The 14,763-nt window shown below is 53.5% G+C and carries 10 protein-coding genes, 1 tRNA gene and 1 pseudogene; 4 read left to right on the top strand and 8 right to left on the bottom strand.

Features of this window, described 5'->3' with window-relative positions:
* A pseudogene (locus A3EQ_RS22800) lies at positions 1 to 213 on the top strand (ISNCY family transposase); the annotation flags it as partial.
* Between the two features lie 330 nt (positions 214 to 543).
* On the opposite strand, the gene A3EQ_RS0111375 reads toward A3EQ_RS22800, so the two are convergent.
* Positions 544 to 1,419, bottom strand: a complete 876-nt coding sequence (locus A3EQ_RS0111375; RefSeq protein WP_026499910.1) for a DMT family transporter — start codon at positions 1,417 to 1,419, stop codon at positions 544 to 546.
* A gap of 173 nt (positions 1,420 to 1,592) precedes the next feature.
* Here A3EQ_RS0111375 and A3EQ_RS0111370 point away from each other — a divergent pair, with 173 nt between their 5' ends.
* Complete coding sequence (locus A3EQ_RS0111370; RefSeq protein ID WP_020155308.1) at positions 1,593 to 2,288, top strand: MgtC/SapB family protein; 696 nt, start codon at positions 1,593 to 1,595, stop codon at positions 2,286 to 2,288.
* A gap of 515 nt (positions 2,289 to 2,803) precedes the next feature.
* Here the strand turns inward: A3EQ_RS0111370 and A3EQ_RS0111360 are convergent.
* The 4 genes from A3EQ_RS0111360 to A3EQ_RS0111325 all read right to left on the bottom strand — a co-directional run bounded on the left by A3EQ_RS0111360 (position 2,804) and on the right by A3EQ_RS0111325 (position 8,969).
* Positions 2,804 to 3,508, bottom strand: a complete 705-nt coding sequence (locus A3EQ_RS0111360; RefSeq protein ID WP_020155306.1) for an N-acetylmuramoyl-L-alanine amidase — start codon at positions 3,506 to 3,508, stop codon at positions 2,804 to 2,806.
* A 1,046-nt stretch (positions 3,509 to 4,554) separates the two neighbouring features.
* Positions 4,555 to 6,324 (bottom strand): trypsin-like peptidase domain-containing protein, encoded by a 1,770-nt coding sequence (locus tag A3EQ_RS20960; protein WP_020155303.1) that lies wholly within the window; start codon positions 6,322 to 6,324, stop codon positions 4,555 to 4,557.
* 565 nt (positions 6,325 to 6,889) lie between these two features.
* Positions 6,890 to 8,302 (bottom strand): HAMP domain-containing sensor histidine kinase, encoded by a 1,413-nt coding sequence (locus tag A3EQ_RS0111330; RefSeq protein ID WP_026499909.1) that lies wholly within the window; start codon positions 8,300 to 8,302, stop codon positions 6,890 to 6,892.
* On the bottom strand, positions 8,286 to 8,969 hold the full coding sequence (locus A3EQ_RS0111325) for a response regulator transcription factor (RefSeq protein ID WP_020155299.1): 684 nt from the start codon (positions 8,967 to 8,969) through the stop codon (positions 8,286 to 8,288). Before A3EQ_RS0111325 ends, A3EQ_RS0111330 begins: the two co-directional genes overlap by 17 nt.
* Before the next feature lie 477 nt (positions 8,970 to 9,446).
* Here A3EQ_RS0111325 and A3EQ_RS0111315 point away from each other — a divergent pair, with 477 nt between their 5' ends.
* Complete coding sequence (locus tag A3EQ_RS0111315; protein ID WP_020155297.1) at positions 9,447 to 10,091, top strand: DUF3267 domain-containing protein; 645 nt, start codon at positions 9,447 to 9,449, stop codon at positions 10,089 to 10,091.
* A 1,177-nt stretch (positions 10,092 to 11,268) separates the two neighbouring features.
* On the opposite strand, the gene A3EQ_RS0111290 is transcribed toward A3EQ_RS0111315, so the two are convergent.
* On the bottom strand, positions 11,269 to 12,969 hold the full coding sequence (locus A3EQ_RS0111290; RefSeq protein ID WP_020155293.1) for an ABC-ATPase domain-containing protein: 1,701 nt from the start codon (positions 12,967 to 12,969) through the stop codon (positions 11,269 to 11,271).
* Positions 12,970 to 13,146: 177 nt separating this feature from the next.
* On the opposite strand from A3EQ_RS0111290, the gene A3EQ_RS23300 reads away from it, so the two are divergent.
* Positions 13,147 to 13,260 carry a DUF7878 domain-containing protein gene (locus tag A3EQ_RS23300; RefSeq protein ID WP_020155292.1) on the top strand — a complete coding sequence of 38 codons (114 nt, stop codon included), beginning with the start codon at positions 13,147 to 13,149 and terminating at the stop codon, positions 13,258 to 13,260.
* A 171-nt stretch (positions 13,261 to 13,431) separates the two neighbouring features.
* Here the strand turns inward: A3EQ_RS23300 and A3EQ_RS0111280 are convergent.
* Positions 13,432 to 13,504 (bottom strand) — tRNA-Ala (locus A3EQ_RS0111280).
* A 597-nt stretch (positions 13,505 to 14,101) separates the two neighbouring features.
* Positions 14,102 to 14,758 carry a thiamine phosphate synthase gene (thiE, locus tag A3EQ_RS0111270; RefSeq protein WP_040369372.1) on the bottom strand — a complete coding sequence of 219 codons (657 nt, stop codon included), beginning with the start codon at positions 14,756 to 14,758 and terminating at the stop codon, positions 14,102 to 14,104.
* Positions 14,759 to 14,763 lie beyond the last annotated feature (5 nt).

The raw sequence follows: 14,763 nt of genomic DNA, 5'->3' as shown, positions 1-14,763 counted from the left end.
ACGCCGGTGGAAGTCCGAAAAACGCTGGATGGCAGACTGTTTGTCTGGTACAAAGGTAAGCCCTACCCCTTGATGGAAGCAACCCGGAACAAAGCGGCAAAAACTCCTGAAAAGAAAAAGGAGAGCTCAGAAAAGAAATCGTACAAGCCAGGACCTGATCATCCTTGGCGCAAATATAGGCCCACGAATTCAAAGGAACTGAAACCGGCTTGAATGAACTGAGGTCAAAGTAAATATATCAGTGACATATTCACTGACGCGTTAGTATGACATTTTCACTGACGCTTGACATCTCTATTTCACTATTTCCTGCCCGGACAAGGCGCTTGCCGTCCTCGTCCGCATGTATACTATATCATCGGATCAAAATGTTTTCAATATAATTTTTTCCTAATCTTCTGCGGGCTATGTACTAGCCGTCCGCAAAAAAATCGCCCGCCCTCCCTCTCTGCGCGGGCAGAACGGCGCGGTACCGGGCTCATCGGTCCGCGGCCGGCCGTTACGGGAGATTTATGTTTGGAAAAGAAATTCGCCAGCTGTCCTTTATTTTTTGGAAAAAAGAAATAATCCCGAAAGGACAATCAGTCCCCCGATGATCTGGGTCCATTTCAAGGTTTCCCCCAATATAAAAAACGCCAAAAGGGCCGCGCCCACCGGTTCAAATAAAATCGCCATGGAAATCACATTGGTGCTCACCCACTTTAAGGACCAATTAAATAAGGTGTGTCCCAAAAGGGTGGGAAAAACGGCGAGCAAGAGAAAATAGATCCAGTCCTGAGGCCTGTACGGGTAAAAAGATTGGCCGTTCGCCCACACATAAATCCAAAGGGTGACGGAGCTGATGGAATAAACCACGAAGGTATAAGGAAAAAGGGATACCCTTTTCCGGACCGATTGCCCGAACAGCAAATACCCCGTGATCAGGGCGCAGGCGATCAAGGCCAGAACGTCCCCGAAAAGCGCCTCCCCGCTGATGTTAAAATCTCCCCAGCTGATCAGGATGCTCCCAAAGATGGCGACCATTCCGCTGACAATCGTCCGGAAGGTAATCCTTTCTTTATACAGCAAATAGGTCCCGGCAAAGGAAAACAGCGGCTGAAGCGTAACCAGCACCGTGGAACTGGCCACGGACGTATAGTTCAATGACTCGAACCATAAGATAAAATGAAATGCGAGAAAGATCCCCGATACGGCGGAAAGGAAAAGATCTTTCAGCGAAAACCCGCCAATGTCCTTGAGATTTCTTGTTAATATTACAGGCAGCATGAGCAAAACGGAAAAAAACAGGCGATAAAAGGCGATGACTCCGGCAGGGGCCTCGGACAACTTGACCAGGACGGCCGACGTCGAAACGGAGAAAACCCCGAAAGCGATAACCAGATACGGATTAACCGCCGGCTTTTCCGACTGCGTTTTCATTTCCAAATTCCTCACGTTCCATACCCCGGATTTTCTTTTATCATCCGCCCGTCGGGATGATTTTTCTGTTCTGAAAAAAAGCGCCCGAATCATATCGGTTGCCATTTTCAGTCAATTATATAAAATTATATAAAATATGTGAAGAAAAATAAACGGACAAGGGAGGGAGAACATTGACGGAATTCGATTTGGAAATCCTCGGCAAGCTCGTCATCGCCGCCGTTTTGGGGTTAATCATCGGCCTGGAAAGGGAGATGAAACACAAACCGGTCGGCTTGAAAACCTGTTTGATCATCTCCATCGTATCCTGCCTGCTGACCGTCGTCTCCATCGAATCCGCGTACAAAGCGGCCGGTTCGGAGGATGTCAATATTACGATGGATCCTTTGCGTTTGGCCGCGCAAATCGTTTCCGGCATCGGCTTTTTGGGCGCGGGGGTCATCTTGCGGAGGGGCAATGACAAAATTTCCGGCTTGACGACCGCCGCCATTATTTGGGGTGCCGCGGGAATCGGCATTGCCGTCGGTGCAAATTTTTATTTTGAAGCGATCGCCGGCGTCATTTTATTCATCATCAGCGTGGAATTTTTGCCGGAATTGATGACCCGGATCGGGCCGAAGGCTTTGAGGGAAAAAGATATTTCCTTGGAAATCACCGTCTCCGAGAACCGCTTTTTGGAACAGATCATCGATTCCTTGAAAAAGAACCGGTTTTCCATCCAGCGGATCCGGATCCGCGATTTGAAGGAAGGAAAACATCTCATCTCTTTAAAAATCGGCATCAGCCGCGAATTGAAAATAACGGAAGTTTACCATATGTTTTCCGCAATGCCCGGGGTGGAATTGGTGGAAATTGAAAGCATGCAGTAACCCTCGGCATGATTTCTCCCGTCCGGTCTTTGCGCACCGGACCCTCTGTTGCCTTGAATGACCGGCGGAGATTTTCCTTTCTGTTGGAATCTTTCTGAAAAGCATACCGATTTTCCGCCAAGATGGTTTTGCGGCGCGCCCCGCCGGAAACGGCGGCATCCGGCAGCGAACGCCCCCCTCCGGGAGCGTTAACGCCTTTTCGCCGCCGGGGCCTGATCCCGAAGAAAAAAGCTTGTCGATCTTGCCGGCAAGCCGAACACTCATTCCTTATCTTCCCCTCGCTGGCCGCGTTTGCGCCGACGGACACGCAGGATCTTGCTGGTTTGAAGAAGGAACACCGGAGATTTCCCCGGATTTCCATAGAAAAACTTGACGGAAGACGCCGGACGTATCTTTGCAAAAAGCCCCGGAAAAAGGAGGCAGGCATCTTCCTTCCCATCCCCTTTTTCCGCCGGAAAAAACCGTGGAGTTCACGCCTTCGGTTTGAATTCGTAAAAACCGGCCGCGTCCGCTTTTTATTCCTTTATGATGGCCACGTCAAAACCCGCCTGCTTTGCCCGCTCCGCCAGCCGTTTGGCGTTCTCCAAATCTTCGAAGGCCCCGATTTGAACTTTGTACAAACTTTTTTTCTCCGATTTTCCCGGATCCTCCTGCCGCTTACCGTCTTCCTTGCCCTCTGCTTTCCTTGCCAGCCGATAATGCTTGGCGATCCCTTCCGCATGGCCCCGGGCAATTTTTTCAAGAAAGGCGGGATCTTTCAATTTCGCCGCGTCATCCGGATTGTCGATGAAGCCGTTCTCCGTCAGCACCGCATCCATTTTCGATTCCCTGAGCACGTGAAAATCCGCCTGTTTCATCCCCCGGTCCCGGAAACCGGACCGCTTCAAAACTTCCCGGTGAATGTCCTCCTGCACCGATTTTGTCCTCACCGGAACCTGCAAGTAGACATAGCTTTCGAACCCGGTGCCTCCCCCGGCGTTCACGTGAACCGCCAAATACAGATCGGCGCCCCATTGATTGGCCAGATCGGTTCTCTCCTTTAAAGATACGGTTTCATCTTTCTTTCGGCTCCACTTGATGGAAACGCCCTCATATTCGTTTTTCAGGATCTGCTCGATCTTTTGGGCAATCTTGAAAGTAACCTCTTTCTCCTTCAGGCCGTTCCCGGAAGAGCCGGGATCGTTTCCGCCGTGGCCGGGATCCAGAAAAACTTTGACCATACGAACCACTCCCCTTTAAAAAATCTTTCTATACATGTAATAGTATTCCTTTCGGGGAAGGGGATGTTTTTTCGCCAAACCTTTTCCGTTTCCCCCGCCATCCCTTGACGGGAAAGCCACGGCGTTACGCTGAAAAGATAAGACAAAAAACGGCCGGAGATGAAAGGACCGGAAACAGGGCTTTTCCGCCTGCCAATTTTCTGCCCTTTTCCTGTCCCATCCGCATACGTCCGATGCCGGAAAGGGAATACCTCCCCTTCCCGATCGCCGCAGCCTTCTCCGGCCGCCCGTTTCACAAAAACCTTAAGCACCCGGCCCGAGGAAGTTCCACAGCCGCGCCAGACATGCGACCCTGTTTTCCGCTTCGCCCGAGTGAAGGGACAGCCGCGAGGTGTTTTTTCGCAAAGCAACAAGCGGGGAGCCGCTCCCCTATGTTGAAGAAATTAGGTATGCCGCGGGGTGTTTTCCGAAAACAAATAAGAGGGAGAGCCGCTCCCCGGCGTTAAACAAATCAGCAATGCCGTGAGGTGTTTTTTGCAAACAAATAAGAGGCGGATCCGGGTTCTTTTAAGTTTAAGAAATCAGCATTACCGCGAAGTGTTTTTCGGAATCGGCTTCAAAACCGCCCGGGTTCCGTTCCTCTGTGCCCGTAATCTTTTCCGGTTCGGAATGGTTGAAGATTTTCCTACCGTAATAGCGGCGGCAGGCGGATCCGCCGGGAGGGGGCCTCCCGGTCCGGGAGACGGATCCTTCGTAATGAATCTCTTCCGGTTCGGGAAGGAATCGCCCGAAGCGAAAAATTTTCTCGGGAATGCAGGCAACGGCATTCTCCTTTTCCTTTTCCCCATCGGTGCGGAAAATGCCCGTCAAACCGGACCGAACGCTTTTTTCCGTCTGCCAAAATGGACACCCCGGTTCTTGTTATCCCCCTCGCGACCCATCTCCGTCACTCGGTGAAAAACCCGGCGGCAGCCATTTTCAGCGGTCCTCCGGGCAATCGGAAAGGGAACACCGCCATGCCTTCCGATCCGCCAACCGGCCTTCCATCATTCGTTCGACCTTTCCTCGGTGCTCGCCAACTTGACTTTCACCGAACGCAATTGTCCGTCGCGGTAAAACTTGATCGTAACCGTGTCGCCCGGGGACGTTTCGTTGTATAAATATTTCCGCAATTCATCCGCATCCTTCACTTGTTTCCCGTCGATGGAAACGATAATATCCTTCACTTGGATTCCCGCTTTAGCCGCAGGTGACGTTTCGTCGACGGAAAGGACGACGGCCCCTTCCGAAACGTCGCCGGCCAGGCTTTCCTGATAGTAGGGGGGAATTTCGTTAATGCCGGCCAGTCCGACCCCCAGGTACGGTCTTACGACCTGTCCCTTTTCCATCAGTTCATTGACGATTTTGACGACCTGATTGCTCGGGATGGCGAAACCGAGCCCCTCGACACCGTTTTGGGAAATCTTCAGACTGGTGATCCCGACCACTTTTCCGGACAGGTTGATCAACGGACCGCCGCTGTTTCCCGGATTGATGGCCGCATCCGTTTGAATGACATCCACGTCCCAGCTTCCCAAAGACGTACCCACGGTGATCGACCGGTTGACGCCGCTGACGATGCCCTGGGTGACCGTTCGCGACAGTTCCAGCCCGAGGGGGTTGCCGATGGCCAATACCGGGTCGCCCACCCGCAATTGATCCGAATCGCCGAAGGAGAGGGGCGTGATGTCGAAGTTTCCTTTTATTTTCAATACGGCGAGATCGGTCAATTCATCGCTCCCGACCAATTCCGCGGTCAACACTTTTCCGTTATACAGGGAAACCTCAATTTTGTCGGCGTTGTCAATGACGTGATGGTTTGTCACGATGTAGGCTTCTCCCTTCGCCGCTTTATAAATGAAACCGGAGCCGCTCCCATTTTCCCTTTCCAGCGTTTCCCCCGGAAAACGTTGATTTTGTTTGGAGAGATTGACGACGCCGACGATGGCCTTCGAAGTTTTTTCCACGATATCGGCCACCGTGCTGCCCGTCGTGGAAAGTTGATCGACGCTCAGCGAAGAATTGCCGCCGCTCGTCGAAACGCTCGCCTTTTGCGAGGCTTCGGATGAATCCTTCGCCGAGGAATCCGGGTGGAAAAGGTCCATTTGGGCCGCCGCGGCCAAGGTGATGGCCGAACCGGCAATGGCGGCGGCGAATGACTGAAGCAGTCCCTTCCAGATTCCCTTCCTCTTCTTCGGCCGGGCGGTTTCCCCCGTTCCTTCGACCGCCGAATCCTTTGAAACGGATGGCCCGCCGGTTGCGGGATTCCCCTCTTCCTCCATTTTTTCTCCCGGAGGCAGGCCCTTTTTCGCAGAATTTCCTGCCGGTTCCGCTAGATTTTCCGGAACCGCCGTCGCATCCGGAACCCCCACGCCGGACGGCTCCCCGTTTCCTTTTCCGCCCTCCGCATTATCCGACGCAGCTTTTCCGTCTTCGACATAAGTTTCTTCAGACGCGCCGGTCCCTGTTCCTGTTTCCGGGTCTTCCGGCGAAAGGGTTCCTTCCGCGGCGGCCTTTTCATCCGCAAAACCGCCGTCACCCCCTTCCCGTCCCGCCGGTGAACCGATTTCCCTCTTTCCTTCCGGCTCCTGCGGCGAACCGGTCCCGTTCCTTTCCGCCGTTCCTGCCGCGGAGCCGGGATTTGCATGATCCCGGCTCAATTCGGGCGTTTCTTTTGCCTCCACCGCCGGAACTTCCGCTTGTTCCCCGGGGCTTTTTGGGCTGAAACGATCCTTACCGGTTTCCTTTCTTTCGTTTTCGAAGTTTTGATCTGCCATATTTTTCACCCTCCTCGCTTTTGGGTTCGGATGAATCCGCATGCCATCTTTTTGTTCACAGCTTTACTGTAAACGACGAATATGTCAGGAATATGTCAAAATCCATTTTTTCGAAAAAAAGCAACCGCCCGTTCCGGCGGCAAAATCCGGCCTCAAGGCTCGAATTCCGCGGTTCTTGAACCGGCGGAAAAAGCCGCTCCACCGGCCTTTTCGCCGTGCGGCAGCGAAAAAAGAAAGGATTTTCCGAATCCCATCGGAAAATCCCCCTTTCTAGATTCAGGTGCCGGCAGCCTTCCATAACAGCTTCCGCACCAGCTTTAACCTTCTCGGCACCAACGGCGCCAACCGCCTTCCCTTCCGGACCGCCTTTAACGGCTACCCGTCCGGCAAAAACATCTTCAAAAGCCCGCCAATCGGCCACAGCTTTGCCTTCCGGAAAAAACGTCAAAGGACGTTCCGGTACCGGCTTTAAAGACCATCCCTCTTGCGGCAAAACCGCCATGCTTTCATTCACGCTGCGGCACGGCGGGAAACCCCATTTGCCGGCCGGAGGGAAACCGCATTGCTAAGCCTTCGGCAGCGTGATCCGGAAAGTTGTCCCTTCCTTTGAACTTTCCACCAATTCCAAATCCCCGCCGAGGGCTTGGGCGATCAATCTGCTGAAGGGCAAACCGAGGCCTAGTCCGCCCACTTTGTATTTTTTGCTTTCTCCCCGGAAGAATTTTTCAAAAATGAACGGCTGTTCTTCTTCCGGAATGCCGCTTCCCGTATCTATTACATCGACCGTTACATGGCGGTCGTCCGCCGCCAGCCGAATATCGATTTTCCCGCCGTCGTCCATCGCCTGTTTCGCGTTGTTCAACAAATTGGTAAAGATTTGCTGCAGGCGGATCGGGTCCGTGTCCACCCTCACATCCTCTTTTAAGGGAAAGATGCGGACTTCGACCGTATCCTCCTCCTGCACCAACTCCCATTGGCGGACGATTTCTTCCACCAGCTCATTGAGGGACCGGATTTCCTTCTGGATCGGGACGGCGTTGGCAACAAAGGAATTGAAGGCGAGCAGATCTTCCACCATCTTTTTCATTTTGGCGGTTTCTTTTAACGAAATCCGCAAAAATTCCTTCGCCTCGTCCCCGGTGACCACGCCATCTGCGATGGCCTGGAGCAGGCCGCTGATGGAAGTGACCGGGGTTTTCAATTCATGGGTGACGCCGGCCAAGAGCTCATTGCGAAGTTTTTCCAGCTGCTGCAATTGCTTGGACATTTCCTTAAAGGAATGGATCAGGTCGTGGATTTCCTCTTCCCGGGCATCGTCCCGGAGCTCGATGTCATAATTTCCCTCCTGCACCTGCCGGGCCGCCTTCGCCACTTCTTTAATCGGTTTGGACAATCTTTTGGACAGGAAGTAGATGGCCGCCCAGCCGAGGAGCAAAAGACCGGTGATCATGATGAGCAGCTGTCCGTATTCCTGATTGACCTTCACCAAATTTTCCTCCGGGGCGGCGAACACCACCCATCCCAATACGTAGGAATCGACTTCCGCCTTCTTCTTTACGACATAAAAACTGCCCGATGACCCCAGCTCCAGTTTCTGCACTTCCTCATCGCTTTTTAAAATCAGGGGATGGAGCCGCCTTTCCGCCGGGCCCAACGGACGGTTGCTGTACAAAATCGTTCCCCGGGCATCGGCAATGTAAAAAGACGGATCCCCTTCCAAGGCCATTCCCGGTCCTCTCATGATACCCCCGATTTCCCCCTGCAAGCCGAGGGAACCGTCGTTGAACAGGACGATCCGGTTGGCGATTTCCTCCGCCATGAGCTCCATCATCTTGAGCCGGTGCTGGAGCGTCGTATGCCGGATCCAAAGGGCGGATACGAGGGCAATGGCGATCAAACCGACGATGAGGGTGAGCAAATAGCGGGTCGTCCAATACCGCTGCAACGGGATCCGTTTGCTTTTATTTCTGGTAAACACTGAATTGATACCCCAATCCGCGTAAAGTTTTAATTTCCCCTTCTTCTTTCGGCCAGTCTTTCAGCGCCTTCCTGATCCGTTTGATCGAAAGATCCACGGCCCGGTCGCTCCCATCATATTCCCAGCCCCAGATCTGTTCGATCAATTCTTCCCGGGTGAACGTCCGATTCGGATGTTCGGCCAGAAACAGCAAAACCGACAAGTCTCTCGGGGTGAGGGCGATTTCCTTTCCGTTCAGGGTGACCCGGTGGGCTTGATGGTCGATCTCCAGCCGGCCGAACCGGCGTACCGGACCGCTTGAGGCGTTTTCGCTCCGGCGCAGCACCGCCTTCACCCTGGCGACGACCTCCTCGCCGTGGAAAGGTTTGGGGATGTAATCGTCCGCGCCTTCATTGAATCCGGTCAACCGGTAATTCACATCGCCGAGGGCAGTGAGCATAATGACCGGGCAATCGCTTTTCCTGCGGATTTCCTTTAAGATATCCCAGCCGCTTTTACCCGGAAGCATCACGTCCAAAATCACCAGATCGGGCTTGATCTCCTCAAATTTTTCCAGGGCTTCGCCGCCGCTAAAAACCTGCACGGTCCGGAAATTCGCCCGCTTCAGATAAGCCGACAGCACTTGGCTGATCGGATACTCGTCTTCCACGATCAGAATCGTCTTCATCGGATCACCAGCCCAACACGCGCTTCGCTTCAACTCTCCCGATCATTATACCATGGTTATGTGTCAAAATGATGTCAAGGGGAAAGCCCCTCTTCCTCCGCCAGACGGCGGTTGAGGATACCGGGCCTTCGCCTGCGGCTATTCCGGACAAAACTTCCGCTGCCGACGGCCTCTCCCGATAGGACCTCCGCCTGGACTGCCGGCCTTCCGGGCGAACCTCCCCCGATTTCCTGTTTTCTTTTTCGTGCCGCCGGCAAACGGCCGGTTTTTCCCGTGGGGACCAGATGTTGGGAACGGGAGAGGGTCGGGTGGCGAATTCTTTCATTCGTCCGGCACGAGCGCCACTCCTCTCCCCCCGTCCGAAGCGCCGCGCACGCACCGGAGCAAAGATTCTTGCGGTTCGCATTCTCCGATGCCGCAGGATGTATTATAATGGGTCACAAGACAATGGAAAAATGGATCGGGATGTGATCGTTCTTGAAAATTTCCTTTAAAATCCCGAAAGGGAATGAAGAAAAAGACCGGCAGTTGGCGGCCGGCGGCTGGGTGCCCTTGAAAGAGCCGGAAGGCGCGTGGACGGGATTCTTCCTTTCCCTGCCCTTTTTGATCGCAAGCGGCGCCATTTCCCTGGGGTTGATGGCTTTCCATTCGGGGAAAACATGCTTCGGACTCCTGAAGGAAATTCTTTTTTCGATATGGCAGATCAAAGGCTTGGACAAGGGGACCTTGGAAGTGACCATCAATTTTCCGATATTGCTTTTTCTGCCCGTTTTTCTTCTTATCCACGAATTGCTTCATCTGGCATTCATTCCGGATTTCATCCGCTCGGATAAAACGTACCTCGGCTTGGCGTGGTTCGGCGGCTATGTTTACACGGAGGAAATCCTCACGAAGCGGCGGGCGGTATGGATCTCCTTTGCGCCCTTCGTCCTTTTGTCGGTCATCCTGCCCTTCATCCTGGGCGGATTCGTACGGCTGTCTCCCGCATTCGAATTTTTCATTTTCCTGAACGCTTTAGGATCTTCTGTGGATCTGTTGAATGCGTTCCTGCTGTCTGCCCAGGTCCCCCGCAAGGCCCTCGTTTTGAACAACGGAAGGAAAACCTATTGGCATTTGACTTGAAAGACCGACGCTCCGGCGCCGGCAGGTCCGTAGCGCATGGAAAAACCGGCGGGCATGCCAACCTGCGGACAATCGGTCGAAAAACCGGCGTGCCCTCCGATCGGCCGGACCCCCCGACCATTTCCCGCAAAATCAATAAACGGCGCAAAATCCAGGATCCGGTTTACGGACGCCCCTTCATCTTTTCCCCGCTGAAATCCCGTTCCCGGACTTGCTCCCGACGGCGGAAGGATCCGACGGATGCTCCGCCGACCCTCCTATTCGAAAAAAATTCATCGAAAATATCCCCTTGTTTTTACAATTGTGTTATTTGTCCGTTTCAAAAAATGGCGATCAAACATTTACTATTTAAGGAGGTGAGTTTCCTTTGTCGAGATGTGTGCATCCGATCGTTTGTCCGCCTAAATATGTGGTGAATGACCGTTTTGTCCGCCGTCCCGTCCCGGTCATCCATCCGGTTGTAAGGGTTAACCGGATCAATGTTGTCGACGTTCCGAGAAACATCGTCCGTCCCTTTACGAAAAATGTCGTTGTCCACCATGGATTTGCCAGGCCGAGATACGGAGGATACCCGGGATTCGGTGGTTACTCTGGATTCGGAGGCCGGGGCCTGTTCGGGCCGGGGATTTTTTAACGCGCCGGCGGGATGGAAAAACGCAAAGCCGAACATCAATTCACCCGGCAGTCCTTTCAAACCGTGAAAATACCCTGCGTTGTCTGCAGGGTATTTTTTTAAAATTTCCATTCACCGCATCCAAAAGAAGTCACCTTTGTGATCCGTGAGCCGGCCCATGATGGGAAGGCAAGCCGCGGCGATCCCCGTTCCGGCGCTAGGCCGGATCCGGCCAATGATCTGCTTTCGAAATAAGAATCCGAAAAAAAGCAAAGAAAAACTGCCCCAGGCCCATAATATGGCCTTGAGGCAGCCGCAAAGCAGGCAGGAACCAAAGACTTCCCAAAAAGCGCCTTCCAAATTGTGCAAAATCGAAGGTAAGGGAAGTTCCGCCATTGCAAAGGGACGTTCCCGTCGCAGCCGACGGAACCTATCGCTGTGGACACGTCTTGGCAAGCTTCAAAAGAATTCATTGTACGGATCGGGCAAGGCCTTCATTCAATACCTGGCATTTTTGAGCAGGAATCCCGGATTCATCACCCGGGTCGTTTAAGACCCCGCTCTTTACCCGCACCGGAGGGTGCGCAGCCGGTTCAAAGCCGCCGCGAGTTCCAGCCTGCGGGGGCGGGCCAGTTCCCCCGGATGTCCTTTGCGGGTGGAGATGGAACCCAGTCCCGCGCGGTCCCATTGTTCCTCCATGGCATCGAGCAGCTCACGGATCGTCTTCCCTTTCGACAGCCAGCCGTTCCGTTCCATGTAGTACAGGGCGGCGGCAATCGCCCTCGTCTGGCTGTCATCGACCAATTGTTCCAGCGCCTGGAGCAAGAGATCCGTCTGCCCGTATTGGATGACATACCGTCCCCGCGCCGTAACCTTCGGTTTTTTCCCCTTCATGCTGTTCAAACTTTCCGGCAGGGGGATCCGCTCGCGGATGGAACCGAAGGAAGCTCCTCCTTCCGCCTTTCTTCCCGACGGCATGGCGGCGGCGATCTTTTTGGCTTCCGCCGTCACGTCCGCGGGAACATATTCTTCCAGCTTGATGACGCAATCGGCAATCTCGAAATAATCCCCCAATCCGCCAACGACAAGGATCGAAGAAATCCCGTAATCGTCAAACAGCTGACGGGCCTTGTCGATGAAGGGGGTAATGGGTTCCGACCGTTTCGCGACCAGCTCCTGCATGCGCCCGTCGCGGATCAGGAGATTCGTTGCGCTCGTGTCTTCATCGATCAAAAATACGGTCGCCCCCGCTTCGACCATTTCGATCATATTGGCCGCCTGGGACGTGCTGCCGCTGGCGTTTTCCGTCGAAAAATGCACGGTCTCTTTCCCATGGGGGAGGGTGCCGATCAGCGGGGAAATATCCACATTGGCCACGCTGCGGCCGTCTTCCGCGCGGATCTTGACGGCCCCGCTGTCGGTAATGACGTATTCCCTCCCGTCACCGGCCACATGATCATACACCCCGTGTTCGAGGGCTTTTAACAGCGTCGACTTGCCGTGATAACCGCCGCCGACGATCAAGGTAATGCCTTTTCGGATTCCCATTCCTTTCAACGGTTCTTCCCTGCCGGGAACGGGAATGGCGATCTCGAGTTCCGGCGGGCTTTGGAAGGGGACGGCCCCCTTTTTCAACGGCTTGTCGCTTACCCCGCTTTCCCGAGGAAGGATCGAGCCGTTGGCGACGAAGGCGACCAGTCCATTTTCCTTTAAATATTGGCGGATCGCCTGCTGCTGATCGGCCAGCCGCACGGCGGAACGGATTTCTTCTTCTCTCAGTCCGTACACCGCCCGGTCGATGACCTTGGGAATCTGCTCAAAAAAAATGGTTTCCGCTTCCCGGCCCAAGATCCGTCTGCCGCTGGCGGGAAGCCCGACCGACAGGCAAACGGTGACCGAATCGGAACCGATCTGCACCGCCGTCCGTTCGAGGACCTTTTGATTCGGGGCATCGATGGAGACGATCCCGCTCTTCCCGGACCCCCGCACCCTGCTCACCCCTTGGCGCAGTTCCGCATGAACCCGGCGGGCAAGCAGATCTTCGCAGCGGATTTTGCGGATTTTGGTATTCGTCCATTCCTCCGCCAGGGCCGTTTTCTCCCGCGGCACGATCACCCGGACTTTCGACGGCTCGGCGAAGGGATCCCCTTGGACATGGTCGATGGACAAGGTATACTTCGGAAACGAATAACGGCCTTCGATCGTTTTATACGCCTTGTACCCTTTTTGATCGATCCGGCGCAACAATTGTTTGAGCCTGTCCATGATTGCCGCTCCTTTCCTTGGCTGTACGTTACCCTACCTGTAAGTCCGACTCACCGACTATTATAATCGAAAGCATCGGAAGAAGGGAAGGAATCGGGAAATCGGAGGGCGGCAGCTTTTCTATTTGACATACTATAGGAACATTTGTAAATTTTTAACAATAAAGGAGGGAGTGAGGTGCTCAACGCTCTATATGTTGAGGGAGATTTTATCATAAAAATTGATGATACTGTCTACTTCGAAGAAGAGTATTTTCCGTTGTCGGAATTTTATCTGTATCTGCATGATTGAAAAAAAAAGACGGAAATTTGAAAATCTCCAACTATTCGCCAACGGCCTTCGATACTGATGACATGCTGCAAAAAACTGATCTCCCGCACTTAATATAACGATAGCTATTTTCGCTTTTGCCTAAAATCAGCAAAAAAACCCTAGAACCTTCATGGCTCTAGGGTTTCTTGATGGAGCATACCGGGCTCGAACCGGTGACCTCTACGCTGCCAGCGTAGCGCTCTCCCAACTGAGCTAATGCCCCGCACTCTCTTAAAATTTCAACCGAGGACTATTATACATCGATCCCTTTTCCTTTGCAACCCTTTTTTGTACAAGTTTGTATCAAGATTTTCGGATGCGGTTTTTGGACCCGTCTCAGGCGCAGTCATGCCGCAAGCATCAAGCGACGGATATTTCCCACTAGTACCGATTCCAGTAAGGTTTCAATACCGGCGGCAATCATTGAAAAAGATCCCCCATTATCCTTTCACCCGTAAACGATCTCGCCCGCCGCACCCCGACGGGCGTCCTGGCATCCGGATGGAACCGCGCGGACAGCTTTACAGCCAGCCAAGCAGCCCCCTGCTTCGGAGTTCCGCAAACATCTCATTCATATCCCCAGGAAGTTTTTCCGCCCGTTTGACCCCGGATCCCCCGCCGATTTCATCCGGCAGATAATGTCTCCGGCGGCCCCATCGACATATCTTCCCATGTGAACACGGGCGGAATAAAAAAATCCCGGACCCGGTCTCGGGATATTGACATGAACAACCTCCCGCTTGTTTCATCCGGCTCGGCGGGAAAGCGTCAGGATGACATAACGGCTTTTCCCCATCATTCCGCCGGCCGATGCGGCTTTTTACCTTTTGCTCTTCAATAATACGCATTTTTTTAATGTTTTCGCCGCCCGGACCACATTCTCGGCCGCACTGATGGCGCTGATGACGGCGACTCCGTCCGCGCCGGCCTCCATAACGGAAGCGGCATTTTCCGGTTGAATGCCGCCGATGCCCACCATCGGAATGGTGTATCCTTCCGAACGCAATTTTCTGATGAGGCCCGTACCTATGGCCGATCGGGCATCTTCCTTCGTCTTCGTCGGGAAAATCGGTCCGACCCCAAGATAATCCGCCCCCTTTTCAATGGCCGCTTTGGCTTCTTCCGCACGATGGACGGATACGCCCAATATCCGGTCACCGATTTTTTCCCGCGCCCGCTCGATGGGCTCATCCTCTTGCCCGATGTGCACACCGTCCGCGTTTAACGCAAGGGCCAACGGAATATCGTCATCCACAATAAAAGGGATGCCCGCCTTTTTGCAAATATAGTGAAGCTCTTCCGCCAATGCGAATTTTTCGGCACCCGTCAAAGCGCCTTTTCCTTTTTCCCGAAATTGAAACATTGTAATTCCCCCGGCTATCGCCTTCTTCAAAACTTCGGCCGGTTCTTCCCGGCAATTCGCGCTCCCCATCACAAAATAGAGTTTCAAGGCTTCCCGCAATGCTTTTTCATTCATTCTCT

It is taken from the genome of Caldibacillus debilis DSM 16016 (assembly GCF_000383875.1).
Taxonomy (GTDB): Bacteria; Bacillota; Bacilli; order Bacillales; family Caldibacillaceae; genus Caldibacillus; species Caldibacillus debilis.
Note: the sequence above shows the minus strand (reverse complement) of the source record. Positions and strands in the feature narration are given on the sequence as shown.

What these genes read in the sequence shown, in the direction of transcription:
- A3EQ_RS20960 (WP_020155303.1), bottom strand. Translation starts at nt 6,324, where the DNA reads ATGGCAGATCAAAACTTCGAAAACGAAAGAAAGGAAACCGGTAAGGAT.
- A3EQ_RS0111325 (WP_020155299.1), bottom strand. Translation starts at nt 8,969, where the DNA reads ATGAAGACGATTCTGATCGTGGAAGACGAGTATCCGATCAGCCAAGTG.
- A3EQ_RS0111360 (WP_020155306.1), bottom strand. Translation starts at nt 3,508, where the DNA reads ATGGTCAAAGTTTTTCTGGATCCCGGCCACGGCGGAAACGATCCCGGC.
- thiE (WP_040369372.1), bottom strand. Translation starts at nt 14,758, where the DNA reads ATGAATGAAAAAGCATTGCGGGAAGCCTTGAAACTCTATTTTGTGATG.
- A3EQ_RS0111375 (WP_026499910.1), bottom strand. Translation starts at nt 1,419, where the DNA reads ATGAAAACGCAGTCGGAAAAGCCGGCGGTTAATCCGTATCTGGTTATC.
- A3EQ_RS0111290 (WP_020155293.1), bottom strand. Translation starts at nt 12,969, where the DNA reads ATGGACAGGCTCAAACAATTGTTGCGCCGGATCGATCAAAAAGGGTAC.